Source organism: Novosphingobium naphthalenivorans NBRC 102051 (assembly GCF_001590985.1).
Taxonomy (GTDB): domain Bacteria; phylum Pseudomonadota; class Alphaproteobacteria; order Sphingomonadales; family Sphingomonadaceae; genus Novosphingobium; species Novosphingobium naphthalenivorans.
The window spans coordinates 1-24,416 of record NZ_BCTX01000002.1 but is presented as its reverse complement, the minus strand read 5'-3'; the positions used below and the strand labels follow the sequence as shown (position 1 = coordinate 24,416).

The window sequence follows — 24,416 nt, the reverse complement described above, 5'->3', positions numbered from 1 at the left end:
CATAAAAATAAACCCGGAAAAAACCTGGCGGGCCCTAGCGGCCCGCCATTTTCTTTACCGCGGGCAGATACGTGCGGCCGATCCGCAAGATCTCCCCATCCGCCGTTTCGACCGACCAGACGCCGAGCCCTTCGTGCTTGAGGCCGGACACATAGTCGCGGCGCACGATGCAGCTACGGTGAATGCGAATGAAGTGCTGCGGATCGAGCCGCTCTTCCAGACCCGTGATCGTCTGCAGCAAGAGGAAGCTCTGCCCATTCACATGCAGGCGCACATAGTCCCGCTCGGCATCGATGCGCTGAACGTCGCCTGCCGGCACGCGCACCAGTTCCGAACGGTGCGGCACCCAGAACTCCGCCAGCCACGGGCTCGAAACATCGGTCCGCTGGCCGCGGCGCGAGACGACACGGCTCACTGCCCGTTCAAGCCGGTCGGGCGCAACGGGCTTCAGGACATAGTCGATGGCATCGAGATCGAACGCTTCGACCGCGAATTCGTCATGCGCCGTCACGAAGATCACCGCAGGCGGGTTTTCCCAGCCCGAGAGTTGCCGGGCCACCGAAAGCCCGTCGGTTCCCGGCATCGTCAGGTCGAGCAGCAGGAGATCGGGAGTCAGGGCCTCGGCCAGCCGCAAGGCCGCCTCTCCGTCGCTGGCCGTGCCAACCACGGTAACGCCATCGATCCTGGCGCAAATGACCTGCATCCGCTCGACCGCCAGCGGTTCATCATCAACGATAAGCGCGCGCAATGCGCCGGTTTCCGGCTGTCCAGCCGACGGAATTTCAGACAAGGCCGCGCTCCAGTGGCATCCGCAGAACCGTTTCATAGCCGCCTTCCGGCCGTTTACCGGACGTCAGGGTCCCGGCCAGCCCGAAGCGCGCGCGCAAACGGTCGCGGACATTGTTGAGGCCGATGCCACAGCCTTCGGCCTTGGGGCCGCGGTCGGTGCCCGGACCATCGTCGCTGACGGCAATGACAAGCTGCCCGCCTTCACGGCGGGCCTTGATGGTCACTGTCACCGGCCGCTGGGTGGCCGCAACGGCATATTTGACCGAATTTTCGACGAGCGGCTGCAGGATCATGCCGGGCACCATCGCATTGACAGCTTCCGGGTCAATATCAATTCGCGTCAGCAATCGATTGGGAAAACGCACTGCCTCGATCGCGAAGTAGAGTTTCTGCAGTTCGATCTCGTCCACCAGCCGCAGATCATTCGTGGGATCGCCCGACAGCGTCCGGCGGTAGAACGTCGAAAGCGTCTGGATCATCTCCTCGGCGTCTTCCTGGCGCCCGGTCATGACCAGCGCGGAGAGCGAGTTGAGCGTGTTGAACAGGAAATGCGGATTGACCTGATAGCGCAAGGATCGCAGCTCGGCCGCCTCGGCGGCGCGCCGGTATTCGCCCTCGCGCCTCTCGGCCGCGCGCGCGTCCTCGGCCTTGGCCAGCGCGAAATAGAGCGCGGCCCAGGCCAGAACGAGGAAGTAGCGGCCAAATGTGGTGTCAGCCAGCGAAGCCCAACGGGCATAGACCAGGCCGTCTTTCCGAATCCCTGCGTGAATCGTGACGCCCGGTGCGAAGTCTTCCTTTACAGGCTGCGCCGCTGTCCCCGGCACGGCGTCAGGCAACGTATCGGAAGACGTGGGAACTGGCGGAGGAGCTGGAACGGACGGCGGCTTGGGCAAATCGACAAGGATATTGCCCGCCTCGTCCTGCATGATCCGCACTTTGCCATGATCGGGCCGGGCAGCGCCATTTTCATCCTGATAGCTGGTCGACAATTCAATGTCGGAAAAGATCACCGTGTTGATGAAGCTCAGCAGCAGCGCCAGCGGCAAGGCACCCACCAGAACGACAGCCAGCCGCACACCGTTCGATTTGCGGTCGAGCATCTGCAGCAACGGCCACACCGCTGCCATCACCAGCATCGAAAGAATGCAGATCGTCAGCCGGCGCGAGATGATCGGCCAGGCAAAGTCGAAGCCCATGAAGGCGCCGCGCATCGTCGCCACGATAAAGTAGCACGCCCACAGCGCCCCCAGCGACAGGAGCACCATGCGCGCGGGCACGCGCGGAGTGTCGGCAGCATCAGTCATAGACGTCCCGCTTAACGCGAAAGCGGGACGGCGCGCCAGCCTTCCGGTCGGCGCGCATCAGCCCTTCGTCGATCAGGACACCCGCCCTCAGGCGAGCAGGTGTTCCTTGGCGATCTTTTCCTGCCAGACCAGCGGCGCGAGCTGGTGGACGTTCTTGCCTTCCGCATCGACCGCGACCGTCACCGGCATGTCTTCCACGGTGAATTCGTAGATCGCTTCCATGCCCAGATCCTCGAAGCCGACGACCTTGGCTTCCTTGATCGCCCGCGCGACAAGGTAGGCGGCGCCGCCCACGGCCATGAGGTAAGCCGACTCGTGCTTGGCGATGGACTCGGTCGCCGCCGGGCCGCGCTCGGCCTTGCCGACGCAGGCGAGCAGGCCCTGCTCCAGCATCATGTCCATGAACTTGTCCATGCGCGTCGCGGTAGTCGGACCGGCGGGGCCGACGACTTCGTCGCGGACCGGATCGACCGGGCCGACGTAGTAGATCACGCGGCCCTTGAAATCGACCGGCAGCTCCTCGCCCTTGGCCAGCATGTCCTGGATGCGCTTGTGCGCGGCATCGCGGCCGGTGAGCATCTTGCCGTTGAGCAGCAGGCGGTCGCCCTGCTTCCAGCTCTTCACGTCCTCGGCCGTCAGCGTGTCGAGATCGACGCGGATCGCTTCCTTGCTCGGCTTCCACTCGACCTTCGGCCATTCGGCAAGGTTCGGCTTTTCGAGATACTTCGGCCCCGAGCCGTCAAGCGTGAAGTGCGCGTGGCGAGTCGCGGCGCAGTTCGGGATCATCGCCACCGGCTTGTTCGCCGCATGGCACGGCCAGTCGAGGATCTTGACGTCGAGGATCGTCGCAAGGCCGCCGAGCCCCTGGGCGCCGATGCCCATGGCGTTGACCTTGTCGAAGATCTCGATGCGCAGCGCCTCGATATCGTTCTGCGGCCCGCGCGCCTTGAGCTGGCCCATATCGATCGGGTCCATCAGGCTCTGCTTGGCCAGCTTCACGCAGTGCTCGGCGGTGCCGCCGATACCGATGCCCAGCATCCCCGGCGGGCACCAGCCGGCGCCCATCTGCGGCAGCATTTCGAGCACCCAGTCGACGATCGAGTCGCTGGGATTCATCATCTTGAACTTGGACTTGGCTTCCGAGCCGCCGCCCTTGGCCGCGACATCGACCGAAACCTTGCTGCCCGGAACCATCGAGACCGACAGCACCGAAGGCGTGTTGTCCTTGGTGTTGCGGCGGGTGAAGGCGGGATCGGCCAGCACCGAGGCGCGCAGCTTGTTTTCCTTGTTGCCGTAAGCGCGGCGCACGCCTTCATCGACCACTTCCTGCAAGCTGCGGTCGGATTCGAGGCGGCAGTTCTGGCCCCATTCGATGAAGACGTTGACGATGCCGGTGTCCTGGCAGATCGGGCGGTGCCCTTCGGCGCACATCCGGCTGTTGGTGAGAATCTGCGCGATCGCGTCCTTGGCGGCCGGCCCCTGCTCGGCCTCATAGGCCTCACCAAGCGCGCGGATGTAATCCATCGGGTGGTAGTAGCTGATGTATTGCAGGGCGTCGGCGACGCTTTCGATCAGGTCGTCTTCGCGGATAGTCACCATATCGGCCATGGATAATGCGCTCCAGGTTAAGCGGATCACGTGATTTCGCGCCGCCCCCATAGGCCGCAGGCAGTCCATCGTCAAAGTGCTTGAATGGATCGACGAAGGTATCGTCAAAGCCCTTGGCCTTGCTGGCGCCTTGGCCTAGAAGGCCCGCACAAATGCTGTCCTTGCGGAATATCGATACGCTCCTGCGTATCAGCCTCCCGCCTGCATGAGGGAATTGCACCAGATGACCTTGACCGAGGAACGGTCCGCCCCCGAAACCGAAACGGCCGCCATGGAACAGTCCAGCGCCCGTCACGCCATGATCGTCAGCCAGCTGCGCACCAGCGGCGTCAACGAACCCTGGGTCCTGTCAGCCATGGCCGCCGTCGCCCGTGAGCACTTCGTGCCCGAAGCGATGCGCGATGCCGCCTATATCGACCGGGCCATCCCGCTCGGTAACGGCCGCTTCCTGGCGGCGCCGCTCGTGCACGGCAAGATGCTGGCCGAGGCCGCCCCGACGAAGACCGACAAGGTCCTGCTCGTCGGTGACGGCGAAGGCTACCTTGCCACGCTGCTGCGTCCGCTGGCCGGTTCGCTCGATACCGTCGATCCTGCCGCCGCCGCGGGCATGACCGGCGAAGGCGGCTACTCGCTAGTCATCATCGACGGTGCAGTGGAAGAGCTTCCCGAAGCCATCGGCGCGCAGATGGCCGAAGGCGGCCGGATCGTGACCGGCCTGACCGTGCGCGGCGTCAGCCGTCTCGCCACCGGCTGCAAGACGGCTGGCACGGTCTCGCTGCTGCCGCTCGCGGAACTCGGCATCCCCGCCCTTCCCGAATTCGCGGCGCCGAAACGCTGGAGCTTCTAAGCGTGACCCGGTTCGCAAGTCGGGCCGGGTTGCTGGCCAGCGCCACTTTGTTCATCGCCACGGCCACGGCGCCCGCTCACGCAGACACTCTGCGCGAGGCACTGGTTCTCGCCTACCAGACCAACCCCTCGCTTCAGGCCGCCCGTGCCCAGCAGCGCGGCGTGGACGAGAATGTGCCGATTGCCCGCGCATCGGGCCTTCCCAGCGTCAGCACCGACGCCACGGTGATGAAGTACCTCGATGCCGGGCTCTATTCCGACACCGGACCGCACAAGACCCTGAGCGCCGGTGCGGACCTTACCGTCCCGGTCTATTCCGGCGGCGCGGTCCGCAACCGCATCGCCGCCGCGAAGATCCGCGTCACTGCCGGGCAGGCCGATTTGCGCGGCACGGAGAGCCAGGTCTTCTCGGCCGTGGTCGCCGCCTACATGGACGTGATCCGCGGCGAAGCGATCGTCGGGCTCAACCGCAAGAACGTCAGCGTCCTCAAGACCAACCTGCAGGCCACCAGCGACCGCTTCGAGATCGGCGACGTGACCCGCACCGACGTGGCGCAATCGCAGTCCCGTCTGGCCGTGGCCCAGAGCGATGCCCGCGCTGCCGAAGCCAACCTGGCCGCCGCGCGCGAAACCTATATCCAGCTGGTGGGCAAGGCGCCCGAAACCTTGGATTCGCCTCCGCCGCTGCCCAATCTCCCGGCAACGCCCGAAGAAGCCGTGCAGATCGCGCTGGACTCGAACCCTGACCTGATCGCCGCGCGCGAACGCTCGAAAGCCGCCGATCGGGATATTTCGACGGCCGGAGCCGGACGCCTGCCGCGCGTGAACCTGTTCTCGTCGGGCTCCTACACCGATTATCTCGGATCGGTGGACCGGCAGGTCTACAGCTATGACAGCTATCACACGGTCACTGCCGGCGTGTCGGTCTCGCTGCCAATCTTCCAGGGCGGCCTGCCGGCAGCCCAGCGCCGTCAGGCGCAGGCCTCGGCCTCGGCCGCGCTGGAAACCGAAATCGCGGCCGAGCGCAGCGTGATCGCGCAAGTGCGCTCCGCCTACAGTTCGTGGCTGGCCGCAAACGACGTGATCCGTTCCTCGAAAGTCGCAGTCGATGCCGCCGCGCTGAGCCTTGAGGGCGTGCGGGCCGAAAACTCGGTGGGCAACCGCACGATTCTCGACATTCTCAATGCCGAACAGGAATCGCTGAACGCCCAGGTCCAGCTGGTGACGGCGCAGCGCAATGCCTATGTCGCGGGCTTCAACCTGCTCGCCGCCATGGGCAAGGCCGAAGCGCGCGATCTCAATTTCGACAACGACATCCTCTACGATCCCGAGGTCAACTACAAACGCGTGCGCGGCAAGATCTTCGACTGGGCCGACGATCCGGCGCCCGTCGCAAAATCGACCCGCACCGTTGACACGCCGGTCCAGGACGGAGAGATTTCGGGAGAGCAGACGACGCCTTGATTCGGGGGCAGTCTGGTTGCGCCCGGCCGGGCCACGTAGGGGAATGTGGGAATGCGTCAGAACGGTGAGCCTTCGGTCGAGGAGATTCTCCAGTCGATCAAGCAGGTCATTGCCCGCGACAACCGCGCCGGCGCCCGCATCGAACGCCAGCGCCGCGCAACCGTGGGCGTGATCGAAGACGAACGCACCGCCGAAGAGGCTCCGGAAGATGACGACGTGCTCGAACTGGCCGAAACCGCGCAAGTCGAAATGGAATCCGAGGACGATGCCGAACCGGCGCTGATCGGCGATCAGGTGCGCAATTCCATGCGCGAATCGCTCGCCGCACTGGCCATGCTGTCCGAACCCGGCACGCCTCCCCAGATCGTCCGGTCGGGCGAAACCTCGCTCGAAGGGCTGACCCGCGAATTGTTGCGCCCGGCCCTGGCCGAGTGGCTGGACAAGAACCTGCCGCCGATGGTGGAGCGCCTGGTGGCTGCCGAGATCGCGCGAATCGTCGGCAAGAAGGGCTGACACGGCCCGTTTCGGGACTGGACCTGCAGGTTCACCCACCCTACTTCGCGGTTATGGCCAAACCCGATCCCGCGCTGCTCGATCTCTCGCGCTATCCGTTCACCTGCATGATCGAGCCCCGCTTCGGCGATCTCGATGTGAACATGCACGTCAACAACGTCGCAATGGCGGGCATCATCGAAGATGCCCGCGTGCGGTTCAGCCTTCGCACCGGCTACGCGGCGATGATGCCGGACATCGCCACGATGGTTGCCAGCATGGCGATCGAATATATCGGTGAGACCGGCTACCCGGACCCTGTCGAGGTAGGGTGTGCTCTCGAAGGCATCGGGCGGAGCAGCCAGCAGATCGTTCAGGTCGTCACGCAACACGGCAAGCCGCTGGTCTTCGCCCGCACCATCGTCGTCACCGTCGGCCCGGATGGCCCCTGCGCCCTGCCGGACGCCTTCGCAGTGGCGGCGGAACCGTGGATGCTGCGCCCATGACCGCTTCGGACAGGGAAATCGAACAGGCCCGCGAAGCACTGGCCAAGGCCGGCGGAGACGCGATCCAGCGTCACATCTTCATCTGCGCCGAACCGCAGAAAGGCGAATGCTGTTCTCCCGAAAAGGGGCAGGCTGCCTGGAAGTATCTGAAAAAGCGCCTCAAACAGCTCGGTCTCGACGGTGCGGGCGGTATCGCGCGAACCAAGGCGGACTGCCTGCGCATCTGCTTCGCAGGGCCCGTGGCCGTGGTCTGGCCGGACGGCGTCTGGTATCATTCCTGCACGGAAGAGGTGCTGGAAAAGATCATCCAGCAGCACCTGATCGGGGGAGAGCCCGTCGAGGAATACCGGCTCAGGCCCAAGCAGGACTGACCTTCCCCGCCTAGAGTGATTTCGAGGCAGGTGAAATCACCTGCCGGCTCGGAAATCACGGCAAACAAAGAATTTCCCAGAGTTGATTCGGTTCAATTTGAACCGGATCAACTCTGGGACCGGGAATCCTCGTCCTTGAGCGGGTCGACAATGCATTCGTCGTGTCCGGTGCCGCTCGACAGGAACACCAGCCCCATCAGCGCCGAGGTCAGCAGCATCGTGAAGCCGATGCCCAGCGCGGTCGCGATATAGAAGTGGATCGAGACCATCCCGTTGGAGCGGTAGAGCAGAATCACCGCCGCCGCGACCAGCCCCACGGTTGCCAGCATCATCCAGCGCATGATCCGCAGATAGCGGGCCCAGGCGTGCGCGGCCTTCTCGGGATCTTCGAGGGGAGAGGGGGGTATCATCGCGAGTCCATGTGAGGCCTTTGCCATCACCCCGCAAGGGGCTCGTGGCCGGTTGGGCGCGCTATCGGACAAAGTGGCGGACACAAGGCCGCTGTGATACTCTCGCAGGACCTGCCCTTCCGAGGGGCGGGTCCAAGCAAAACAGGGAGAGTCCGACAATGACCATTGGGCGCCTTATCGAAGGCCGCGACGCCGTTCTGACTTGCGATGTTTCCACCTCGGTGCGCGAAGCCGCCGGAATGCTGGCCGAACGCCGGATCGGCGCGCTGCCGGTCATGGAAAACGGCAAGATCGCCGGCATTTTCTCCGAACGTGACGTGATCTACCGCTTGCACGAGTTCGGGCCAGACATGCTGACCAAGCCGGTAGGCGAAGTCATGACCACGCCCCCCGTCACGGTCGATCCGGCGACTTCGGTCATGGCGGCCCTGTCGCTGATGACGCGGCGGCGCATCCGTCACCTTCCGGTCGTGGAAAATGGCCGGATGATCGCCTTCGTCTCGATCGGCGATCTCGTGAAGCACCGGATCGACAAGATCGAAACCGAAGCTGCCGCGATGCGGGACTACATTCAGACGGCCTGACGCCGCCTGGCTATAACGGAAAGCTGGTCCGCTCCCGGGTTGCCGCACGGGGCAGGGGCGCTTACATCCCGGGCATGGACCAGCAAAACCTCACGCTCAGCCCCTCCGCCGCCGCGCGCGTGGCGGCGATTGCCGAAAAGCAGGGAAAACCCGCGATCCTGCGCCTGTCGGTCGAAGGCGGGGGATGTTCGGGCTTTCAGTACAAGTTCGGCCTGGCCGATGCGCCGGAATCCGGTGACGCGATCGCCGAAACCGACGGCGTGCAGCTGGTGGTCGATCCGGTGAGTCTGGATCTCGTCAGCGGCTGCGTGGTGGACTTCGTCGAATCGCTGGGCGGCGCGGCCTTCCGGGTGGAAAACCCGAACGCCGCGGCAGGCTGCGGCTGCGGATCGAGCTTCTCGGTGTGAAAAAGGTCGCCTCGTTCAATATCAACGGCGTCAAGGCCCGCCTGCCCCGCCTGCTCGAATGGCTTGAGGAGACCCGCCCCTCGGTCGCCTGCCTGCAGGAAATCAAGTCGCAGGACGAAGGCTTCCCGATCGCCGAGTTCGAGAAGCTGGGCTACAAGGGCATCTGGCATGGCCAGAAAGGCTTCAACGGCGTTGCCATCCTGGCCGACGGGGAAGCGCCGGAGGAAATCCAGCGCGGGCTCGATGGAGAGCCGGAAGACGATCACTCGCGCTATCTCGAAGCCCAGGTCTTCGGTCTGCGCGTGGTGTGCATCTACCTGCCCAACGGCAATCCCGTGCCCGGCCCGAAGTTCGATTACAAACTGCGCTGGATGAGCCGCCTGCGCGATCGCATGGCGGCGATCCGGGCCGAGGAAGTGCCGGCCATCGTCACGGGCGACTTCAACGTCATTCCCACCGACCGCGATGTCTGGTCCCCGCAGGCCATGGCGGCCGATGCGCTGATGCAGCCGGAATCGCGCGATGCCTATTTCCGGCTTCTCGGCGATGGCTGGACCGATGCCATCGCCACGCACAACCCGCGCGGCGGCGTGTGGACCTACTGGGATTATCAGGCAGGCGCCTGGCAGCGCGATCACGGCTTTCGCATCGACCATGCGCTGCTCTCGCCCGAGCTGGCGGACCGGCTTGCCGCCTGCGGCGTCGACAAGGCCTATCGTGGCCGCGAAAAGGCCAGCGATCACGCCCCGGTCTGGGTCCAGCTCAGGGATTGAAAAACGGGCGGGAACTTCCGCAAGCCCCGCCCGTTTTCCTCAACGGTAAAAGATATGATTGTCGATCCGGCCGACCTTGGTGAGGCGCCAGTTCGGCGACACCCGGGCGGCGTGGAAGAACAAGGCGCCCTTGGCCGGGCTCTTCCAGCTGCCGTCGCGGGCAATCTGGGCAATGGCCACGGCCCGATGCCAGCCCGCCGAGTGCTCACGCACCGACGGCATCGCATGGCCGCGGACGAACGAGAATTGCGAGCGCTGCAGGACCACGCCGCAATAGCTGTCCGGAAAACGGTCTGAAGCGGCCCGGTTGACGATCACGCGGCCAACCGCAAGCTGGCCCTCCAGCGTTTCGCCCCGCGCTTCGAAATAGATCGCGCCGGCCAAGCAGCGCATTTCCCGGCTCAGAGTCTGCGGCATGGCCTGCTCGGCCACGAGTTCGGCCAGCGAATCCGCGTCGGGAAGCTCTTCAACGGCCTGTTGGGCAAGGGTGTCATCCGTTTCGCTCTCGCCGTCCCCGGAAGCGATGGCCTGTACGACCGGCTGGGAAACGAATGTCACGGCGGGTTCCTGTCTGGCCGGTGTCGGAATCATATCCGAAGCGGCCGCGCCCGAACCCTGGGCGCCAAACAAAGTGGCAAATACCGTAGCGGCAAGCGCCATCGCGCTGGCCCACTGAACTTTGGTTCGCATTACATCTTGATCAAATGCGGTGAACCCATCCGACACAGGCTGAAACGTGAAACCCCTTGGGCATCATGATCACGTTCGGGCCTGCCGATAGTCCCCCGTCTGCGTGCCAGCCGGAAAGCCGGAATGCTTCCCATGCCGCCTGCGCGTTTGCGAAGGCGCCCTTAGCTTGCAAAGCTTGCAAGTCAACTGGAAATCTTAATCAAGCCCGATGAACCGTTCACCCTGTGCGATGTCCAGCTCCACCACCCACAAGTCGCGATCCTGCTGGCTGCGACGCGTTAAATACTCGGAAAACTCTTGTTTATTTTCAGCATCTTGCGCCTTTACGCAACGCCACTGACGCGTGCCGTCCATCTCCGGCATACGCTCGTAAGCTCGTGAGTTTTCGCCTTTTTCCGTGATCACGACCATGATCGTCCCGGCGTCGCGCTCGCCTTTGTTAACCACCATGGCAAACCCGCCGGCAACTTCCACCGCCCGGATCAGCGCCGAGACTTCGAGGTGAGCGGGAAGCCGCGCATCCATGATCAGGACGCGGCCATAGGCCCGGAATAGCCCGGCAGGCTGGACAGGGCGATCCGCGAGCGCATGAACGTGCCGGTCCCGCGCCCGACTTCATCGCCTTCCTCATCGACCAGCCGCGATTCGGCTACAAGCACGCGCCGGCGGCCGCTGACCCAGCGCCCTTCCGCCACGACCGTGCCGCCCTTGATCGGCTTGCTGAGATGCAGGTTGAAGGACGTCGTCAGCAGGAACCGGTCCGTCACCAGCGTATTGGCCGCATAGAAAGCGGCATCGTCGAGCATCTTGAAATAGATCGTGCCGTGCGCCGCACCGGCAGCATGGAAGCAATCGGGCTCCACGAGGAACGTGATGCGCGACAGGCCTTCGCCCATGATCTCAAGCGAGGAACGGAACATCCGGTTGATCGGCGCGGAGGCATAGAGCCCCTCCAGCGCGCGCCAGTGCAGGCTGGCTCCGGAGTCCTCCGGGGAATCCTCCGGCACCGCGCCTGGCGTCATGTCAGGCGGCATCGCGATCGATGACGTTGCACAGCAGGCTGTAGAGCGCCTCGGAACCGGGCGCCTCCAGCAGGGCCTCATGCATCCGCTCGTCGCGCATCATGCGCGAAATCGCGGCAAGGGCATGGAGATGCGTGGCGCCGGCACCTTCGGGAGACAGCAGGCCGAAGACGAGATCGACCGGCATACCATCGGCGGAATCGAATTCCACCGGCGCTTCAAGGCGTATGAAAGCGGCAACCGGACGGCCAAGGCCGGAAATGCGGGCGTGCGGAATGGCAATCCGGCGCCCGAAGCCGGTACTGCCGAGCTCCTCGCGCTCGACAATGCGTTCCAGAACTTTGTCGCGGTCCAAATCATAGACCTCGGCAAACAGTGCCGCGAGCTGTCCCAGAATGATGTCCTTGCTGTCCGCACTCGCCGTAATCACGGCTTCGGGCAGCAGTGTGAAAAGACCACTCATTTCAAATCTAATTCTAGGCTTAGACTGGTTTCCAATTGATGCACGCCCCCAACCCCCGGTAAAACCGGGGGTTTTTCTTCCTCTCCTACGATCAGAAGTATGTCATGCCGCAACGGGCATCAGTGCGGTTCGACCCAGCCGATCGAACCGTCGCCGCGGCGGTAAACCATATTATGCCGGCCAGTGCCAGCGTTTTTGAAGAAAAGCGCCGTGGTATTCCGCAAGTCGAGCATCATGACCGCGTCCGAAACAGTGGCCTCCGGAACGTCCACCCGCGTTTCCGCAATGACGACCGGGGCATCGACCTCGATCTCGTCGTCGTGCTCGGTCGGGGTTTCCTCAAAGATGGTATAGGCCGCTTCCTCATAGGCGGAATCTTCCACCGACATCGCATGAACGGCCTGCTCATGACGATCTTTGAGGCGGCGCTTGTAGCGGCGCAGCTGCTTGTCGATCTTCTCGGCCGCCTGATCGAGCGCGAGATGAGCGTCCTGAGCCATGCCGGTGCCCTTGAGCACGAGATTCTGCATGACATGCATGATGATGTCGCAGCGGAACGCGCCCGCCGGCGCGCGCCCGAACGTCACATGCGAAGACAGGGCCTTGTTGAAATACTTCTCGATAATCGACGTCAGTCGCTCGCTGGCGTGGATCTGGAGGGCTTCACCAGTGTCGATCTGATGGCCGGAGACGCGAATGTCCATGAGCGATTTCTCCTCGTACTAGTTGTTCTATTCACCCCAGAGCGGGGTATCGACCGACTTGAGGAATTCCGCATGTGCGACCCTTTCCTCTTCGGTGGGCGCGTGGGGACGCGCCTGACGATAAATACGGTCTTTTTTTGTGAAGACTTTGATTTCCGTCACGATTTCGGTGTTTTCTGCAACCAGCTCCAAACCGATCTGACGGCCGCCGCGCAACTCGACATAGACTTGCGCGAGCAGCTCGGAGTCCAGCAGGGCTCCGTGCTTGGTGCGGTGGCTGCGATCGATGCCATAGCGGGTGCACAAGGCGTCCAGCGAAAGCTTCGCGCCCGGATGGCGCACTTTGGCCAGCGCCACGGTATCGACCATGCGATCCCGGCTGACTTCGGGCAATCCGCAGAGCTTCAGCTCGGCATTGATGAAGTTGAAGTCGAAGCCCGCGTTGTGCGCGACCATCGGGCTGTCCTCGATGAAATCGAGAAACGCCTGCGCGCATTCGGAAAACAGCGGCTTGTCCGCCAGGAAGGCTTCCGACAGCCCGTGCACCGCCTCGGCTTCGGCCGGCATCGAACGTTCGGGATTGAAATAGGCGTGGTAGGTGCGGCCGGTCATCACCCGGTTGACCATTTCGATGCAGCCGATTTCCACCATTCGGTCCCCGTTCTTGGGGTCGAAACCGGTCGTTTCGGTATCGAAGATGATCTCTCGCATCTCTACCCATATCTGCCTGCATCGGCCCCTGTGCAAGAGCCTGCTGGCGATTATTCTGCTCGTTCCAGCGCCTTTACGATACCGGCCACCTGTTGCCGGGTCTCATCCAGTGCGCCGCCGGTATCGATGACGAAATCGGCCCGAGCCCGCTTTTCCGCATCGGGCACCTGAAGTGCCAGAATCCGTTCGAATTTTTCCGCGGTCATGCCGGGCCGGGACAAGACCCGCTCGCGCTGCAGCGCCGTCGGAGCAGACACCACAGCCACGGCATCGAGCCCTTCATGACCACCTTTTTCATAGAGCAAGGGAATGTCGAAAACGATGAGCGGCGCCTGCGCGTTTTCCCGCAGAAACGCTCCGCGCATCGCGGCAACCGCCGGGTGGACGATTCCTTCGAGTCGCGCGAGTTCTTCCCGGTCACCGAAAACAGCCGCGCCGAGTTTCTGCCGGTCGACACCGTCAGGCCCGGTCGTACCCGGAAAAGCCGCCTCGATTGCCCCCAGCAAAGCGCCGCCCGGACCCTGCAGTTCGTGAACCGCCGCGTCCGCGTCGAACACCGGAACCCCCAGCTCGCGCAACATGCCCGCGACTGTGGACTTGCCCATGCCGATCGAGCCGGTGAGGCCGACGACTTTCTGGCCCGTCATGACAGGATCAGCTTTCTCAATGCCTCGTCATGCTGGCGCGGGGGTTTCTGCCCGAAGAAATGCGCAAAGGCGATGTCCGCCTGCCCGATCAGCATCGACAGGCCATCAACCGTGGCAAAGCCCGCCCTGCGGGCCGCCTGGAGAAAGGCCGTGTCGAGCGGACTCGTCACGATATCATAGACCACGCTGCCCGGCGGCGCATGGCTGAAATCGAACATGAGCGGCGGCTGCCCGGTCATGCCGAGCGGGCTGGCATTGACGATCAGGTCGAAACAGTGCGCGCGGTCATCGAACGCGAAATCGGTGGGATCGCAGAAATGCGCCAGATCGATGGCGTGATGATCCGTGCCCGGCGCCAGTTCGTCAAGCATCGCGCGTGCCTTGCCAGGATCACGGCCCGCCAGCACGATCACGAATTTCTCCTGCGCCAGCGCGGCAACGATGGCCCGCGCTGCGCCGCCGGTGCCCAGAACGCGGGCCATGCGGAACAGATGGGTCTTGTCCAGCTCGCGCTGCAAGGGTTCGAGGAAACCGGGAGCATCGGTGTTGTATCCGGTCAGCGTTCCGTCGACTTCACGCACCACCGTGTTGACCGCGCCGATCCGGGCTGCAAGCGGATCGAGCCGGTCGAGCAGGGGAACGATCGCCAGCTTGTGCGGCATGGTAACATTGCACCCGCGCCAGTCCGGATCGGAGCGCCGTGCCGCCAGATATTCGGCAAGCCCATCCAGTTTGACCAGACAATGATCGTAACGCCCCGCCATTCCCAGCTTTTCCAGCCAGAAGTTATGGATTGCCGGACTCTTCGACTGGGCAATCGGATCGCCGATCACTTCGGCATAAGGCCTATTCACAGAAGGCGTGCTCACCGGGGCATCACTCCCATCTTGCGAAGGGCCGCCTGCACCGTGAGCAGCGGCATACCCAGGATCGTGAAGTAATCGCCCTCGATCGCCTCGAACAGCTGTACCCCGCGTCCTTCGATGCGGAACACGCCCACGCATCCGGCCACTTCGGGCCATTCGGCCTCCAGATAGCTCTCGATGAAAGCATCGGACAGATCCGCGACATGCAACCGGGCCAGTGCCGGTTCAGCCCAGAGGACTTCGCCATCGCGCACCAGCGCTGCCGCGCTGTGCAGTTCCATCACCTTGCCGGAAAAGAACCGCAGATGTTCGGCGGCCTGGTCGCGCGATGCCGGCTTGTCGAAGCGGCGGCCGCCGCAGGAGACCAGCGAGTCACTGCCCAGCACGATCTCGCCCGGTGCAAAAACCGCCAGGGCCTTGGTCCTGGCAAGTTCGAGCGCGATCACGGAAGCCGGTGCTTCGCCCAGCCCCACTTCGATGCTGCGTTCATCGATATTGGCCGGTTGCGCGCGAAACGGAATGCCGGCGGCTTCCAGCATGGCGCGGCGCGAGGCGCTTTGAGAGGCAAGAACAATCATGGACGTCATTTTCCGGTAGAACGTGTCAAATCGGCTTCAATCAAATGGGCTTGGGCCCGACCTGCCCCTGCGTGCCGGCCGCGCGGCGCTCGTTGTACAGATTGATGATGGCCGCGGCGGTTTCCTCGATCGAGCGGCGGGTCACGTCGATCACTGGCCAGGAGTTGTCCGCGAACATCCGCCGCGCATATTTGAGTTCGCTTTCGACCTTGTCGGACTGCACATAGTCCGTATCGGGCGACTGGCTGAGCGACAGCAGACGGTTGCGGCGAACCTGGATCAGCCGTTCGGGCGCTGTCGTCAGCCCCACCACCATCGGACGTTTGAGACCGAACAGCGCAGACGGCGGCGGACTTTCCACAACGATCGGAATGTTCGCGACCTTGTAGCCGCGATTGGCAAGATAGATGCTGGTCGGCGTCTTGCTGGTGCGCGACACGCCGGCCAGGATGATATCCGCATCCTCCCATTCCTCCCACGCAATCCCGTCGTCATGGGCAATGGTGAACTGGATGGCATCGACCCGTGCGAAATAGGCATCGTCGAGCCGGTGCTGGCGGCCGGGACGGCCCTTGGCCTCCTGCCCGAGCAGCGCTTCGAGCGCATCGGTCACGCCATCGAGCACGGCAATCGCCGGCAAGCCCAGGGCCTGGCAGCGCTCTTCCAGCCGCCCGCGTGTTTCCTCGTTCACCAGCGTGTAGAAAACGAGTCCGGGATGCGATGCGATTTCCCCCATGATCCGGTCGAGATGCTGCTGCGAGCGCACCATCGGCCAGAAGTGGCGCAATACGTCGGAATCGTCGAACTGGGCCAGCGCGGCCTTGGCTATCATCTCCAGCGTTTCGCCGGTGGAATCCGAAAGGAGATGCAGGTGAAATCGCGCCATAAGGTGGGGTCTGGACCGCTTGTGGATATCTTGCGGCATAAACCACGGGAGCAATCCGGTGACAACTCATGGACAACTCGCGGAGGGGATTTCCTGCCCATTATCAGGATTCCACAAGCGCGATTATGGACAGGCCCAAGACACATTCCACACCCTGTGGACAAGGCGAACAACCTTTTCTTGACCGCGCTGAGCCTGAGAGTCGGTTGCCGCACTTCACCCTGTTCAATCCGGGACAAATCGGGCAAGGCGCGGTCATCCCCGATATCCACAGGGCCAACAGACTCCATCAATCCTTTTATAAATTATCTATTATTTTTTTGATTGGACCCGAAACGCGATGCCCGGCCTCCTCCTGAACACGCTACGTGGCGAAAATGCTGATAAGCGACCCATCTGGCTGATGCGCCAGGCCGGGCGCTATCTTCCCGAATACCGGGCTCTCAGGGCAGAGAAAGGCGGCTTCCTTGCGCTGGTCTACGATACGGACGCAGCCGCCGAGATCACCCTGCAGCCGGTTCGCCGTTTCGGCTTCGACGGGGCGATCCTGTTTTCCGACATCTTGATCGTTCCCTATGCGATGGGGCAGGACCTGCAGTTCCTCGCAGGCGAAGGGCCGAAGTTGTCCCCAAGGCTGGTCGACCATGCCCTGGCCGGACTGACGGCCGTGCCGGAACGGCTCTCCCCGATCTACGAAACGGTCCGGAAAGTGCGCTCTTCGCTGGCTGTGGACAAAACCATGCTGGGGTTCGCGGGGTCTCCCTGGACAGTCGCGACCTACATGGTCGCAGGCGAGGGCAGCCGTGACCAGCACGAGACACGCGCGATGGCCTATCGCGATCCGGAGGCCTTCGGAGCCATCATCGAAAGCGTGATTGCAGTGACGGTGGACTATCTCAGCGGTCAGATCGAAGCCGGGGCCGAAGCGGTTCAGCTTTTCGATTCCTGGGCCGGCAGCCTTGCCCCCGCGCAGTTCGAGAAGTGGGTTATCGCGCCCAACGCCGCGATCGTATCCGCCCTGAAGGAACGCCATCCGCAAGTGCCGGTCATCGGTTTCCCCAAAGGCTCGGGCGAGAAACTGGCGGCTTATGCCCGCGAAACCGGCGTCGATGCGGTGGGTGTGGATGAAACCGTCGATCCGCTCTGGGCGGCCGAAGCGCTGCCGGAGGGTTTGCCGGTACAGGGCAATCTCGATCCGCTCCTGTTACTGTCGGGCGGGGACGAACTGGACGAACAGGCGCGGCGCGTGCTTGATGCCTTTGCCGGGCGTCCCCACGTGTTCAATCTCGGCCACGGCATCGGCCAGCATACGCCGATTGAAAACGTCGAGCGTCTTCTGGCAACGGTGCGGGCCTGGGAACGCTGAATCGAAACGGGTATCGAGCCGCACACGAAACCACAGACTAAATCACAAACAGGGGCAAACCGGCGCCGGGGGCGGGCGCCTATAGGGTGACCTCATGGAGCAGATCTTGCTGACGACCTATCTCTGGCTGAAGGCCGGGCACATCATCTTCGTGATCTTCTGGATGGCCGGCCTGTTCATGCTGCCGCGCTATTTCGTCTATCACCAGGAAGCAGAGCCGGGTTCTGCCGAGGAAGCGCGCTGGATCGACCGCGAGGCCAAGCTGCGCAAGATCATCCTGACGCCCTCGCTGATCATGGTCTGGATCTTCGGCGTGGCGCTGGCCACGGCGATGAACTTCTGGAGCGAACCCTGGCTTCACGCCAAGCTGCTCTTCGTACTGGGCCTTACCGCCTATCATGGCTGGCTGGTTGGTTATGCCAAGAAGCTGGCGAAGGGCCAGCGCCCGCTGACAGGCAAGAAGCTGCGGATGCTCAACGAGATCCCGGGGCTTGCCGCAGCGGTGATCGTGGTTCTTGTCGTCGTCAAACCGTTCTGAGGTATTGCCCGGATGATCGCCCTTCTTGCCTCGGCGTTTTCGCTAATGCAGCAGGCGGGTAAAGGCGAGGCTCCCGGCGGCAAGTGACGCGAACCGGCGTGCGCGGTATCCGGTTTGACAGATGATCCGTTGACCGCGAGGCTCTCAGCGCTTATCTAAACGGGGTTCCGGCAACGGGGCGGCGAGCCCTTTTCGCATGCCCGGATCTGCTTTCCCCAAGCCCATCGATCCGCCGGCCGACACTATCTTTCCATTCGGAATCCAACAAAATGCACCTGAAAGAACTCAAGAAAAAGAACGCGGCCGAACTGGTCGAAATGGCAGAGGAACTGGGCGTCGAAGGCGCCTCCACCATGCGCCGGCAGGACCTGATGTTCGGCATCCTCAAGGAAGTGGCCGAGGACGGTGAGGAAATCATCGGCCAGGGCACGATCGAGGTTCTGCCCGACGGCTTCGGCTTCCTGCGCAGCCCCGAGGCGAACTACCTCGCCGGTCCCGACGATATCTACGTCTCGCCCAACCAGGTCCGCAAATGGGGCCTGCGCACCGGCGATACGGTCGAAGGCGAGATTCGCGCGCCCAAGGACGGCGAGCGCTATTTCGCCATCACCAAGCTGATGAGCGTCAATTTCGACAATCCCGACGTGGTGCGCCACCGCGTCAATTTCGACAACCTGACGCCGCTCTATCCCGATCAGCGCCTCAAGCTCGACAGCCTCGATCCCACGGTCAAGGACAAGTCGGCTCGCGTGATCGATCTCATTTCGCCGCAGGGCAAGGGCCAGCGCGCCCTGATCGTGGCGCCGCCGCGTACCGGTAAGACGGTGCTGCTGCAGAACATCGCCAAGGCGATCACCGACAACCATCCGGAAGTCTTCCTTCTCGTGCTGCTCGTCGACGAGCGCCCGGAGGAAGTCACCGACATGCAGCGCTCGGTGAAGGGCGAGGTCATCTCCTCGACTTTCGACGAGCCCGCGCAGCGCCACGTCCAGGTTGCCGAAATGGTGATTGAGAAAGCCAAGCGTCTCGTCGAGCATAAGCGCGACGTCGTCATCCTGCTGGACTCGATCACGCGTCTGGGCCGCGCCTACAACACCGTGGTGCCGAGTTCGGGCAAGGTCCTGACCGGCGGTGTCGATGCCAATGCCCTGCAGCGCCCGAAGCGCTTCTTCGGCGCCGCGCGCAACATCGAGGAAGGCGGTTCGCTGTCGATCATCGCCACCGCGCTGATCGATACCGGCAGCCGCATGGACGAAGTCATCTTCGAAGAGTTCAAGGGCACCGGTAACTCGGAAATCGTCCTCGATCGCAAGGTGGCCGACAAGCGCATCTTCCCGGCGCTCGATGTGGGCAAGTCCGGCACCCGCAAGGAAGAGCTGCTGGTTCCCAAGGACCAGCTCTCGAAGATGTGGGTCCTGCGCCGCATTCTCATGCAGATGGGCACGGTCGACGCGATGGAATTCCTTCTCGACAAGATGAAGGATTCCAAGACCAACGAAGACTTCTTCGCGACGATGAATCAGTAAGCGGGGTATTTCGGTTTGATCACCCTAGGAATGCTGGCGGTCGCGGTCTCCGTGGGTGGTCCGGCCGAAATCCTGCAGCACATCGCCGCCGATTTCTCGAACATCACCGAGCCAGCCGCGCTGGCCGCTTTCGGTCAGGTCCTGATGATCGACCTCCTGCTCGCCGGGGACAATGCGATTGTCGTCGGCGCGCTGGCGGCGGGCCTGCCGGCAGCGCAGCGCAAGAAAGTCATCCTGATCGGTATCGGCGCCGCGCTGGTGCTGCGTATCGCTTTTGCCCTCGCTGTCACCTGGCTGCTGGGCATTGTCGGCCTGATCTTCGCGGGTGGACTGCTGCTGTTGTGGGTCGCCTGGAAATTCTGGCGCGAACTGCATCACGGCGGTGAAAGTGCAGGTTCGCCGGAGATCGAAGGCGACGAAGAGAGCGGCTTGCGCGCGGCCAGAAGCTTTGCCGGTGCGGCCTGGGCCGTGGCCGTGGCCGACGTATCGATGAGCCTCGACAATGTTCTCGCCGTGGCCGGTGCCGCTCGTGCCCATCCCGGCATTCTGATCGTCGGCCTGCTGCTGTCGGTAATCCTGATGGGCGTGGCGGCGAATTTCATCGCCAAGTACATCGAGCGTTACCGCTGGATTGCCTATGTGGGCCTGTGCGTGATCCTCTATGTCGCGGTGAAGATGATCTACGAAGGCTGGATCGACCCGCACCTCGGCGTGTCGACGCTGTTCTGACAAAAAGGGCCGGAGAGTTTCCCACTCTCCGGCCCTTTTTGTTACTTCACCGGTTGCAGCTTCACCCGCTTGTCCGGGACCACTTTGACTCGCTTGTCGGGCACCACTTTGGGGCGCTTGGGAATGATCCGGCGGGCCGGGCGGACCGGCACGTCTTCATAGACGTATTCGATCGTTTCGGTGCAGTGCGGCTTGGGCTGCGCCACCGGGACCATCATCATCGGAACCATCATCACCGGCTGGGCCATGCAGCATCCCTGTGCGGGGTAGCTGTAGGCGGGATAGTATCCCTGCGGGTAGCCGTAGCCATATCCGTACCCCGGACCATAGCCATAGCCATAGCCATAGCCATAGCCATAACCGGGATAGGCGCCTCCGCCATGAGTGTAGCGGGCGTAGTAATCGTCGAGATAGGCTTCGCACTCGTCGCGGTTGCGGCCCGCATCCTCGGCCTTGTCGATGGCGGCGCCAGCCACCGCGCCGACGGCGGCACCGGCAAGGGTGCCTGCCGTGCGGTGATGCCTGCCGGCAATGCGGTTGCCGGCGACCGCACCCACCACGCCACCAATGACCGCGCCGCCGATACCGGAATCGCGGGCTGACACGCGGCGGCGGCAATCGGCCAGCCAGGCATCGCGCGCCGCCGGATCGTATCCGCCATAGCGGGGGCCGCCGGGATAAGGCGCGGGGGCATCACGCGGATCGGGCGGCGGAGGCGGACCGTCCTGCGCGAGAGCGGGACTGGCGAGGAGAGTCAGCGCTGTGGCAGCAGCCGTAAGACAGAGACGCATCGGGAATGCCCTTTCGCGAGAACCGGATGGTTAGATCTGTTAGTTAACGCGAAATTTAGCATCGGAATCCGCACAAAACCAAGTCTCTTGCCGATTTGCATGATTCCCTGTCCCGATTCGGCGCAGTTCCGTCAGATCGCGCGGGCAGCGACTTGTGCGACGGATTGCATCCCGGCGGCGTCTTCCTCGTCGAACCGGCCGGGTGCCGGGCTGTCGAGGTCGATCACGGCAATCACCCGGCCGTCCACGGTCACGGGCACCACCAGCTCGGACCGGCTGTCCGCGTCGCAGGCAATGTGGCCGGGAAAGGCATGGACATCGGGCACGACTTGCGTCGTCCCCGATGCCGCCGCGGTTCCGCAAACGCCCACGCCAAAGGGAATGCGGATGCAGGCAGGCTTGCCGATGAAAGGTCCCAGAACCAGTTCATCCCCGCCTGAACCTGGAAGCACCCGGTAAAATCCGGCCCAGTTGAGGTCCGGCACGAACTGCCAGATGGCGGCGGCGAGGTTCGCCATGTTGGCAACGGGATCACACTCGCCTTCCACCAGGGCCTGGGCAGCCGCGGCGAGGGCGCTGTAGAGTTCGGGCTTGGGGAGATCGTGTTGGCCAAGTCCGTCTGGGGGGGTAAAGTCGTACATGGGCAGCGCGTTAGCGCAACTCGCGGTTGCCGCCTAGGCGCGGCAGGCCTATCTCGTGGCCATGCGCTCGATCCTCAAGAAGGCCGCCCTGGTCCTGCTCGTCCTTGTCCTCGCTGTTGCGGGGGTGATTGGCTGGGCTCAGTATTCCAACACCTCGGACCTGCCGAGCGATGCCACAGCGGGCAAGGATCCCAAACTGGTCGAGCCCGATCCGCAATGGATTCCCAGTCTGGGGCTGGTGAAACCGGTCGGCTGGGCCAAGGATGAGGCGCCCAAGGCCGCCGATGGCCTTGCCGTGGCCCGTTTTGCCGAAGGGCTCGATCATCCGCGCACGATGCTCACGCTGCCCAATGGCGATGTCCTTGTCGCGGAAACCAATGCGCCTGCCGGGGACAAGCCGAAAGGGCTTTGGGGGCTGGCGACGCGCTGGGCGATGGACAAGGTGGGGGCCGGCGTGGCGTCGCCCGACAAGATCGTGCTGCTGCGCGATTCGAACGGCGATGGCGTGGCCGACCAGCGGTTTGATTTCCGCACGGCCGATATGCACTCGCCCTCGGGCATGGCCTACCGGGACGGTACGCTCTATATCGCCAACCACGACTCCATTCTCGAATTCCCCTTCCAGCCTGGCGCGACCAGGCTGGAAGGTCCGGCGAAGAAGCTGATGGACCTGTGGCCCGGCGGCAATCACTGGATGCGCAACCTGTTGCTGAGCCAGGACGGCAAGCACCTGTACGTCGCGGTCGGTTCGGCCACCAACATCGCCGACAATGGCATGGCCGAAGAGGCGGGGCGCGCGGCGATCTGGGAAGTGGATACCGAAACCGGGCGGCGGCGCCAGTTCGCGGCCGGGATGCGCAATCCCAATGGTCTCGACTGGAATCCGATGACCGGCGAAATGTGGGCCACGGTGCAGGAGCGCGACATGCTCGGCCCCGATCTGGTGCCTGACTACTTCACCAACGTGCCGGTCGGCGTGCAGTACGGCTGGCCCTGGGTCTACTGGAAGAACACGTTCGACGATCGCGTCCAGTGGCCGATGCAGACGTACATGATCGAATATACCCGCAAGCCTGAATACGCGATGGGCGCGCATACGGCGGTGCTGGGCATGACCTTCGACAAGGGCGGCACGCGTCTGGGCAAGGCGTTCCAGAACGGCGCTTTCATTGCCCGCCACGGCTCATGGAACCGCCGTCCGCCGGTCGGTTACGATGTCGTCTTCATTCCTTTCGACGACCACGGCAATCCCAAGAACGTGAAGCCGCAGCCGGTGCTGACCGGGTTCCTGATCGACCATGGCAAGACTCACGGCCGGCCGACCTGGGTGGCCTGGGACAAGACCGGCGCGCTGCTGGTGAGCGATGACACCGCCGGGATCATCTGGCGCGTCGAAAAACCGGGTGCCGAGCCGTCTCCGGAGATCAAGCCGGTCGTGACCGAGCACATGAAGCCGCTCAAGGAAATCAAGGACCCGACGCTGCCGAATATCCAGGGCGAGATGGAAGCCGGTTTCACGGCCGGGAAGGACAAGCTGCTGCCCTAAGGGGGCTGCGTAACACCGGATCATTTCCGTTCGTGCCGAGCGAAGCCGGGACACGTGGGCCCGGTGTTAGAGTGGTGGTATCCAGGTCCGCCCTATATTTATTCGTCACCCACGCGAAGGCGGGGGGCCCGCTGCTATTTTCTACCTTACGCAGCTATAAGCGGGATCCCCGCCTTCGCGGGGATGACGAAGAACAGGGCTGTGAACTTTTGCTTCGAACGACAGGAGTGGAATTCAGAAGCGCGGTGGGCCTGACCAGATCAAATGACCTTGCCCGCGCGCCCGGCCAGTTCGTTGACATATTGCCAGGCCACGCGTCCGGAGCGGGCGCCGCGGCGGCGGGACCATTCCAGTGCGTCGGCAGCTTCCCATTCCAGGCCGAATTCGCGCGCGTAGCCGCCGATGATCGCCAGATAGGCGTCCTGATCGCAATTGTGGAAGCCGATCGAAAGGCCGAAACGGTCGGCCAGGGCCAGACGGTCGTCGACGACATCGCGCGGGTTGATCGGATCGTCCTGCTCCGACATCGAACGCGCCACGATCGCGCGGCGGTTCGACGTGACGGCAAGCCGCACATTGGCCGGGCGCGCTTCCACCCCGCCTTCGAGCCACGAGCGCAGCAGGCGCGGACCGGAGCCGTCATCCTCTTCGAAGCCGAGATCGTCGATGAAGACGAGGAAGCAGCGGTCGATCTTGCCCAGCGTTGCGAACAGCGCCGTTACGCCCGAGAGCGCTTCCTGCGCCACCTGAACGAGCGCAATGCTGCCGGGATGCGCATTCTGGGCCGCGCGGATCGCGGCGCGCAGCACCGCCGACTTGCCCATGCCGCGTGATCCCCACAGCAGCATGTCGTGCGCGGCATGGCCGGCGGCGAGGCGCTCGACATTGGTAACGACGCGTTCCTTCTGCGTATCGATTCCGCGCAGCAGGTCCAGCGCCGGGGCATCGAGCCGCTGGACGGCCCGGGCCGCGCTGCCGGTCCAGACATAGGCAGGATGCGCCAGCCAGTCGCACGGCGGCGCGGGCGGCGGTGCCAGCCGGTCGAGGGCGTCGGCAATACGGGAGAGGAGCAGGCCGTGATCGGACAGGGAGGAACTCATTCGCGCGCTTTTCCTTGGCATTCTTCGCGCGCGGCTATAGCGGCGGGTCATGGATTAC

30 protein-coding genes are annotated in these 24,416 nt (G+C 63.6%); 13 read left to right on the top strand and 17 right to left on the bottom strand.

Annotation, left to right across the window (positions count from 1 at the left end; translation table 11 throughout):
* Positions 1-34: 34 nt before the first annotated feature.
* From NN5_RS01030 to NN5_RS01020, 3 genes are all read right to left on the bottom strand, one after another.
* The gene (locus NN5_RS01030; protein ID WP_281190388.1) at positions 35-790 is read right to left on the bottom strand and encodes a LytR/AlgR family response regulator transcription factor; all 756 of its coding nucleotides are present in this window, start codon (positions 788-790) and stop codon (positions 35-37) included.
* Positions 783-2,093 carry a sensor histidine kinase gene (locus NN5_RS01025; protein ID WP_067732187.1) on the bottom strand — a complete coding sequence of 437 codons (1,311 nt, stop codon included), beginning with the start codon at positions 2,091-2,093 and terminating at the stop codon, positions 783-785. The genes NN5_RS01030 and NN5_RS01025 overlap by 8 nt, the downstream gene beginning before the upstream one ends.
* An 87-nt stretch (positions 2,094-2,180) precedes the next feature.
* Positions 2,181-3,701: a fumarate hydratase gene (locus NN5_RS01020; RefSeq protein ID WP_174523859.1), complete on the bottom strand. Its 1,521-nt coding sequence runs from the start codon at positions 3,699-3,701 to the stop codon at positions 2,181-2,183.
* 223 nt (positions 3,702-3,924) lie between these two features.
* Between NN5_RS01020 and NN5_RS01015 the strand changes: the two genes are divergently transcribed.
* Genes NN5_RS01015 through NN5_RS00995 form a run of 5 tightly spaced genes read left to right on the top strand, consistent with a single transcriptional unit; the run spans position 3,925 to position 7,380 of the window.
* Positions 3,925-4,548, top strand: coding sequence for a protein-L-isoaspartate O-methyltransferase family protein (locus tag NN5_RS01015; protein WP_067732185.1), 624 nt, complete (start codon positions 3,925-3,927; stop codon positions 4,546-4,548).
* A 2-nt stretch (positions 4,549-4,550) separates the two neighbouring features.
* Positions 4,551-6,011, top strand: coding sequence for a TolC family outer membrane protein (locus NN5_RS01010; protein WP_067732183.1), 1,461 nt, complete (start codon positions 4,551-4,553; stop codon positions 6,009-6,011).
* A gap of 51 nt (positions 6,012-6,062) precedes the next feature.
* On the top strand, positions 6,063-6,524 hold the full coding sequence (locus NN5_RS01005; protein WP_067732181.1) for a DUF2497 domain-containing protein: 462 nt from the start codon (positions 6,063-6,065) through the stop codon (positions 6,522-6,524).
* 53 nt (positions 6,525-6,577) lie between these two features.
* Complete coding sequence (locus NN5_RS01000) at positions 6,578-7,009, top strand: acyl-CoA thioesterase (RefSeq protein ID WP_067732180.1); 432 nt, start codon at positions 6,578-6,580, stop codon at positions 7,007-7,009.
* Positions 7,006-7,380 carry a (2Fe-2S) ferredoxin domain-containing protein gene (locus NN5_RS00995; RefSeq protein WP_067732179.1) on the top strand — a complete coding sequence of 125 codons (375 nt, stop codon included), beginning with the start codon at positions 7,006-7,008 and terminating at the stop codon, positions 7,378-7,380. The genes NN5_RS01000 and NN5_RS00995 overlap by 4 nt, the downstream gene beginning before the upstream one ends.
* Before the next feature lie 107 nt (positions 7,381-7,487).
* Here the strand turns inward: NN5_RS00995 and NN5_RS00990 are convergent, their stop codons facing one another.
* A complete protein-coding gene (locus NN5_RS00990) occupies positions 7,488-7,790 on the bottom strand; it encodes a hypothetical protein (RefSeq protein ID WP_067732178.1) in 303 nt (100 codons plus the stop codon).
* Positions 7,791-7,948: 158 nt separating this feature from the next.
* Here NN5_RS00990 and NN5_RS00985 point away from each other — a divergent pair, with 158 nt between their 5' ends.
* The 3 genes from NN5_RS00985 to xth all read left to right on the top strand — a co-directional run bounded on the left by NN5_RS00985 (position 7,949) and on the right by xth (position 9,554).
* A complete protein-coding gene (locus NN5_RS00985) occupies positions 7,949-8,374 on the top strand; it encodes a CBS domain-containing protein (RefSeq protein ID WP_067732177.1) in 426 nt (141 codons plus the stop codon).
* Positions 8,375-8,448: 74 nt separating this feature from the next.
* Positions 8,449-8,781 carry an iron-sulfur cluster insertion protein ErpA gene (gene erpA, locus NN5_RS00980; RefSeq protein WP_067732176.1) on the top strand — a complete coding sequence of 111 codons (333 nt, stop codon included), beginning with the start codon at positions 8,449-8,451 and terminating at the stop codon, positions 8,779-8,781.
* Positions 8,778-9,554: an exodeoxyribonuclease III gene (gene xth / locus NN5_RS00975; RefSeq protein ID WP_174523858.1), complete on the top strand. Its 777-nt coding sequence runs from the start codon at positions 8,778-8,780 to the stop codon at positions 9,552-9,554. Before erpA ends, xth begins: the two co-directional genes overlap by 4 nt.
* A 39-nt stretch (positions 9,555-9,593) precedes the next feature.
* On the opposite strand, the gene NN5_RS00970 is transcribed toward xth, so the two are convergent.
* From NN5_RS00970 to NN5_RS00925, 10 genes are all read right to left on the bottom strand, one after another.
* Positions 9,594-10,244 (bottom strand): cell wall hydrolase, encoded by a 651-nt coding sequence (locus NN5_RS00970; protein ID WP_067732172.1) that lies wholly within the window; start codon positions 10,242-10,244, stop codon positions 9,594-9,596.
* 195 nt (positions 10,245-10,439) lie between these two features.
* The gene (locus tag NN5_RS00965) at positions 10,440-10,769 is read right to left on the bottom strand and encodes a DUF1491 family protein (protein ID WP_067732171.1); all 330 of its coding nucleotides are present in this window, start codon (positions 10,767-10,769) and stop codon (positions 10,440-10,442) included.
* Positions 10,770-10,771: 2 nt separating this feature from the next.
* Positions 10,772-11,266, bottom strand: coding sequence for a PaaI family thioesterase (locus NN5_RS00960; protein ID WP_067732170.1), 495 nt, complete (start codon positions 11,264-11,266; stop codon positions 10,772-10,774).
* Between the two features lies 1 nt (position 11,267).
* Complete coding sequence (locus tag NN5_RS00955) at positions 11,268-11,729, bottom strand: PTS sugar transporter subunit IIA (protein WP_067732169.1); 462 nt, start codon at positions 11,727-11,729, stop codon at positions 11,268-11,270.
* 119 nt (positions 11,730-11,848) lie between these two features.
* Complete coding sequence (gene hpf / locus NN5_RS00950; RefSeq protein WP_067732168.1) at positions 11,849-12,433, bottom strand: ribosome hibernation-promoting factor, HPF/YfiA family; 585 nt, start codon at positions 12,431-12,433, stop codon at positions 11,849-11,851.
* A 27-nt stretch (positions 12,434-12,460) separates the two neighbouring features.
* Positions 12,461-13,144, bottom strand: coding sequence for a DNA polymerase III subunit epsilon (dnaQ, locus tag NN5_RS00945; RefSeq protein WP_067732166.1), 684 nt, complete (start codon positions 13,142-13,144; stop codon positions 12,461-12,463).
* Positions 13,145-13,194: 50 nt separating this feature from the next.
* Positions 13,195-13,791, bottom strand: a complete 597-nt coding sequence (gene coaE, locus NN5_RS00940; protein WP_067732164.1) for a dephospho-CoA kinase — start codon at positions 13,789-13,791, stop codon at positions 13,195-13,197.
* Entirely contained in the window at positions 13,788-14,660 is an 873-nt protein-coding gene (gene aroE / locus NN5_RS00935) for a shikimate dehydrogenase (RefSeq protein WP_245656123.1), read from the bottom strand. The genes coaE and aroE overlap by 4 nt, the downstream gene beginning before the upstream one ends.
* Entirely contained in the window at positions 14,657-15,235 is a 579-nt protein-coding gene (locus NN5_RS00930; protein WP_067732161.1) for a Maf family protein, read from the bottom strand. Before NN5_RS00930 ends, aroE begins: the two co-directional genes overlap by 4 nt.
* 40 nt (positions 15,236-15,275) lie before the next feature.
* Positions 15,276-16,121: a pyruvate, water dikinase regulatory protein gene (locus tag NN5_RS00925; RefSeq protein WP_067732159.1), complete on the bottom strand. Its 846-nt coding sequence runs from the start codon at positions 16,119-16,121 to the stop codon at positions 15,276-15,278.
* 340 nt (positions 16,122-16,461) lie between these two features.
* Between NN5_RS00925 and hemE the strand changes: the two genes are divergently transcribed.
* The 4 genes from hemE to NN5_RS00905 all read left to right on the top strand — a co-directional run bounded on the left by hemE (position 16,462) and on the right by NN5_RS00905 (position 20,280).
* A complete protein-coding gene (gene hemE, locus NN5_RS00920) occupies positions 16,462-17,487 on the top strand; it encodes a uroporphyrinogen decarboxylase (RefSeq protein ID WP_067732157.1) in 1,026 nt (341 codons plus the stop codon).
* Between the two features lie 94 nt (positions 17,488-17,581).
* Entirely contained in the window at positions 17,582-18,025 is a 444-nt protein-coding gene (locus NN5_RS00915; RefSeq protein WP_067732155.1) for a CopD family protein, read from the top strand.
* 269 nt (positions 18,026-18,294) lie between these two features.
* Positions 18,295-19,551 (top strand): transcription termination factor Rho, encoded by a 1,257-nt coding sequence (gene rho, locus NN5_RS00910; RefSeq protein WP_067732153.1) that lies wholly within the window; start codon positions 18,295-18,297, stop codon positions 19,549-19,551.
* A 30-nt stretch (positions 19,552-19,581) separates the two neighbouring features.
* Positions 19,582-20,280, top strand: a complete 699-nt coding sequence (locus tag NN5_RS00905) for a YjbE family putative metal transport protein (RefSeq protein WP_174523857.1) — start codon at positions 19,582-19,584, stop codon at positions 20,278-20,280.
* A 41-nt stretch (positions 20,281-20,321) separates the two neighbouring features.
* Here the strand turns inward: NN5_RS00905 and NN5_RS00900 are convergent, their stop codons facing one another.
* Together NN5_RS00900 and msrC are read right to left on the bottom strand one after the other, a co-directional pair.
* On the bottom strand, positions 20,322-21,071 hold the full coding sequence (locus tag NN5_RS00900; protein WP_067732149.1) for a glycine zipper 2TM domain-containing protein: 750 nt from the start codon (positions 21,069-21,071) through the stop codon (positions 20,322-20,324).
* A gap of 131 nt (positions 21,072-21,202) precedes the next feature.
* Positions 21,203-21,712: a free L-methionine (R)-S-oxide reductase MsrC gene (gene msrC, locus NN5_RS00895; RefSeq protein ID WP_067732147.1), complete on the bottom strand. Its 510-nt coding sequence runs from the start codon at positions 21,710-21,712 to the stop codon at positions 21,203-21,205.
* A 61-nt stretch (positions 21,713-21,773) separates the two neighbouring features.
* Between msrC and NN5_RS00890 the strand changes: the two genes are divergently transcribed.
* Positions 21,774-23,258 (top strand): PQQ-dependent sugar dehydrogenase, encoded by a 1,485-nt coding sequence (locus NN5_RS00890; protein ID WP_067732145.1) that lies wholly within the window; start codon positions 21,774-21,776, stop codon positions 23,256-23,258.
* A 260-nt stretch (positions 23,259-23,518) separates the two neighbouring features.
* Here the strand turns inward: NN5_RS00890 and NN5_RS00885 are convergent, their stop codons facing one another.
* Entirely contained in the window at positions 23,519-24,358 is an 840-nt protein-coding gene (locus NN5_RS00885; RefSeq protein ID WP_067732143.1) for a DUF815 domain-containing protein, read from the bottom strand.
* Between the last annotated feature and the right edge of the window lie 58 nt (positions 24,359-24,416).

Coding starts and splice junctions, on each gene's coding strand:
- NN5_RS01025 (WP_067732187.1), bottom strand. CDS start 2,093: ATGACTGATGCTGCCGACACTCCGCGCGTGCCCGCGCGCATGGTGCTC.
- NN5_RS01020 (WP_174523859.1), bottom strand. CDS start 3,701: ATGGCCGATATGGTGACTATCCGCGAAGACGACCTGATCGAAAGCGTC.
- NN5_RS01015 (WP_067732185.1), top strand. CDS start 3,925: ATGACCTTGACCGAGGAACGGTCCGCCCCCGAAACCGAAACGGCCGCC.
- NN5_RS01005 (WP_067732181.1), top strand. CDS start 6,063: ATGCGTCAGAACGGTGAGCCTTCGGTCGAGGAGATTCTCCAGTCGATC.
- NN5_RS01000 (WP_067732180.1), top strand. CDS start 6,578: ATGGCCAAACCCGATCCCGCGCTGCTCGATCTCTCGCGCTATCCGTTC.
- NN5_RS00995 (WP_067732179.1), top strand. CDS start 7,006: ATGACCGCTTCGGACAGGGAAATCGAACAGGCCCGCGAAGCACTGGCC.
- NN5_RS00990 (WP_067732178.1), bottom strand. CDS start 7,790: ATGATACCCCCCTCTCCCCTCGAAGATCCCGAGAAGGCCGCGCACGCC.
- NN5_RS00985 (WP_067732177.1), top strand. CDS start 7,949: ATGACCATTGGGCGCCTTATCGAAGGCCGCGACGCCGTTCTGACTTGC.
- erpA (WP_067732176.1), top strand. CDS start 8,449: ATGGACCAGCAAAACCTCACGCTCAGCCCCTCCGCCGCCGCGCGCGTG.
- NN5_RS00970 (WP_067732172.1), bottom strand. CDS start 10,244: ATGCGAACCAAAGTTCAGTGGGCCAGCGCGATGGCGCTTGCCGCTACG.
- NN5_RS00965 (WP_067732171.1), bottom strand. CDS start 10,769: ATGGATGCGCGGCTTCCCGCTCACCTCGAAGTCTCGGCGCTGATCCGG.
- NN5_RS00960 (WP_067732170.1), bottom strand. CDS start 11,266: ATGACGCCAGGCGCGGTGCCGGAGGATTCCCCGGAGGACTCCGGAGCC.
- NN5_RS00955 (WP_067732169.1), bottom strand. CDS start 11,729: ATGAGTGGTCTTTTCACACTGCTGCCCGAAGCCGTGATTACGGCGAGT.
- hpf (WP_067732168.1), bottom strand. CDS start 12,433: ATGGACATTCGCGTCTCCGGCCATCAGATCGACACTGGTGAAGCCCTC.
- dnaQ (WP_067732166.1), bottom strand. CDS start 13,144: ATGCGAGAGATCATCTTCGATACCGAAACGACCGGTTTCGACCCCAAG.
- coaE (WP_067732164.1), bottom strand. CDS start 13,791: ATGACGGGCCAGAAAGTCGTCGGCCTCACCGGCTCGATCGGCATGGGC.
- NN5_RS00930 (WP_067732161.1), bottom strand. CDS start 15,235: ATGATTGTTCTTGCCTCTCAAAGCGCCTCGCGCCGCGCCATGCTGGAA.
- NN5_RS00925 (WP_067732159.1), bottom strand. CDS start 16,121: ATGGCGCGATTTCACCTGCATCTCCTTTCGGATTCCACCGGCGAAACG.
- hemE (WP_067732157.1), top strand. CDS start 16,462: ATGCCCGGCCTCCTCCTGAACACGCTACGTGGCGAAAATGCTGATAAG.
- NN5_RS00915 (WP_067732155.1), top strand. CDS start 17,582: ATGGAGCAGATCTTGCTGACGACCTATCTCTGGCTGAAGGCCGGGCAC.
- rho (WP_067732153.1), top strand. CDS start 18,295: ATGCACCTGAAAGAACTCAAGAAAAAGAACGCGGCCGAACTGGTCGAA.
- NN5_RS00905 (WP_174523857.1), top strand. CDS start 19,582: ATGCTGGCGGTCGCGGTCTCCGTGGGTGGTCCGGCCGAAATCCTGCAG.
- NN5_RS00900 (WP_067732149.1), bottom strand. CDS start 21,071: ATGCGTCTCTGTCTTACGGCTGCTGCCACAGCGCTGACTCTCCTCGCC.
- msrC (WP_067732147.1), bottom strand. CDS start 21,712: ATGTACGACTTTACCCCCCCAGACGGACTTGGCCAACACGATCTCCCC.
- NN5_RS00890 (WP_067732145.1), top strand. CDS start 21,774: ATGCGCTCGATCCTCAAGAAGGCCGCCCTGGTCCTGCTCGTCCTTGTC.
- NN5_RS00885 (WP_067732143.1), bottom strand. CDS start 24,358: ATGAGTTCCTCCCTGTCCGATCACGGCCTGCTCCTCTCCCGTATTGCC.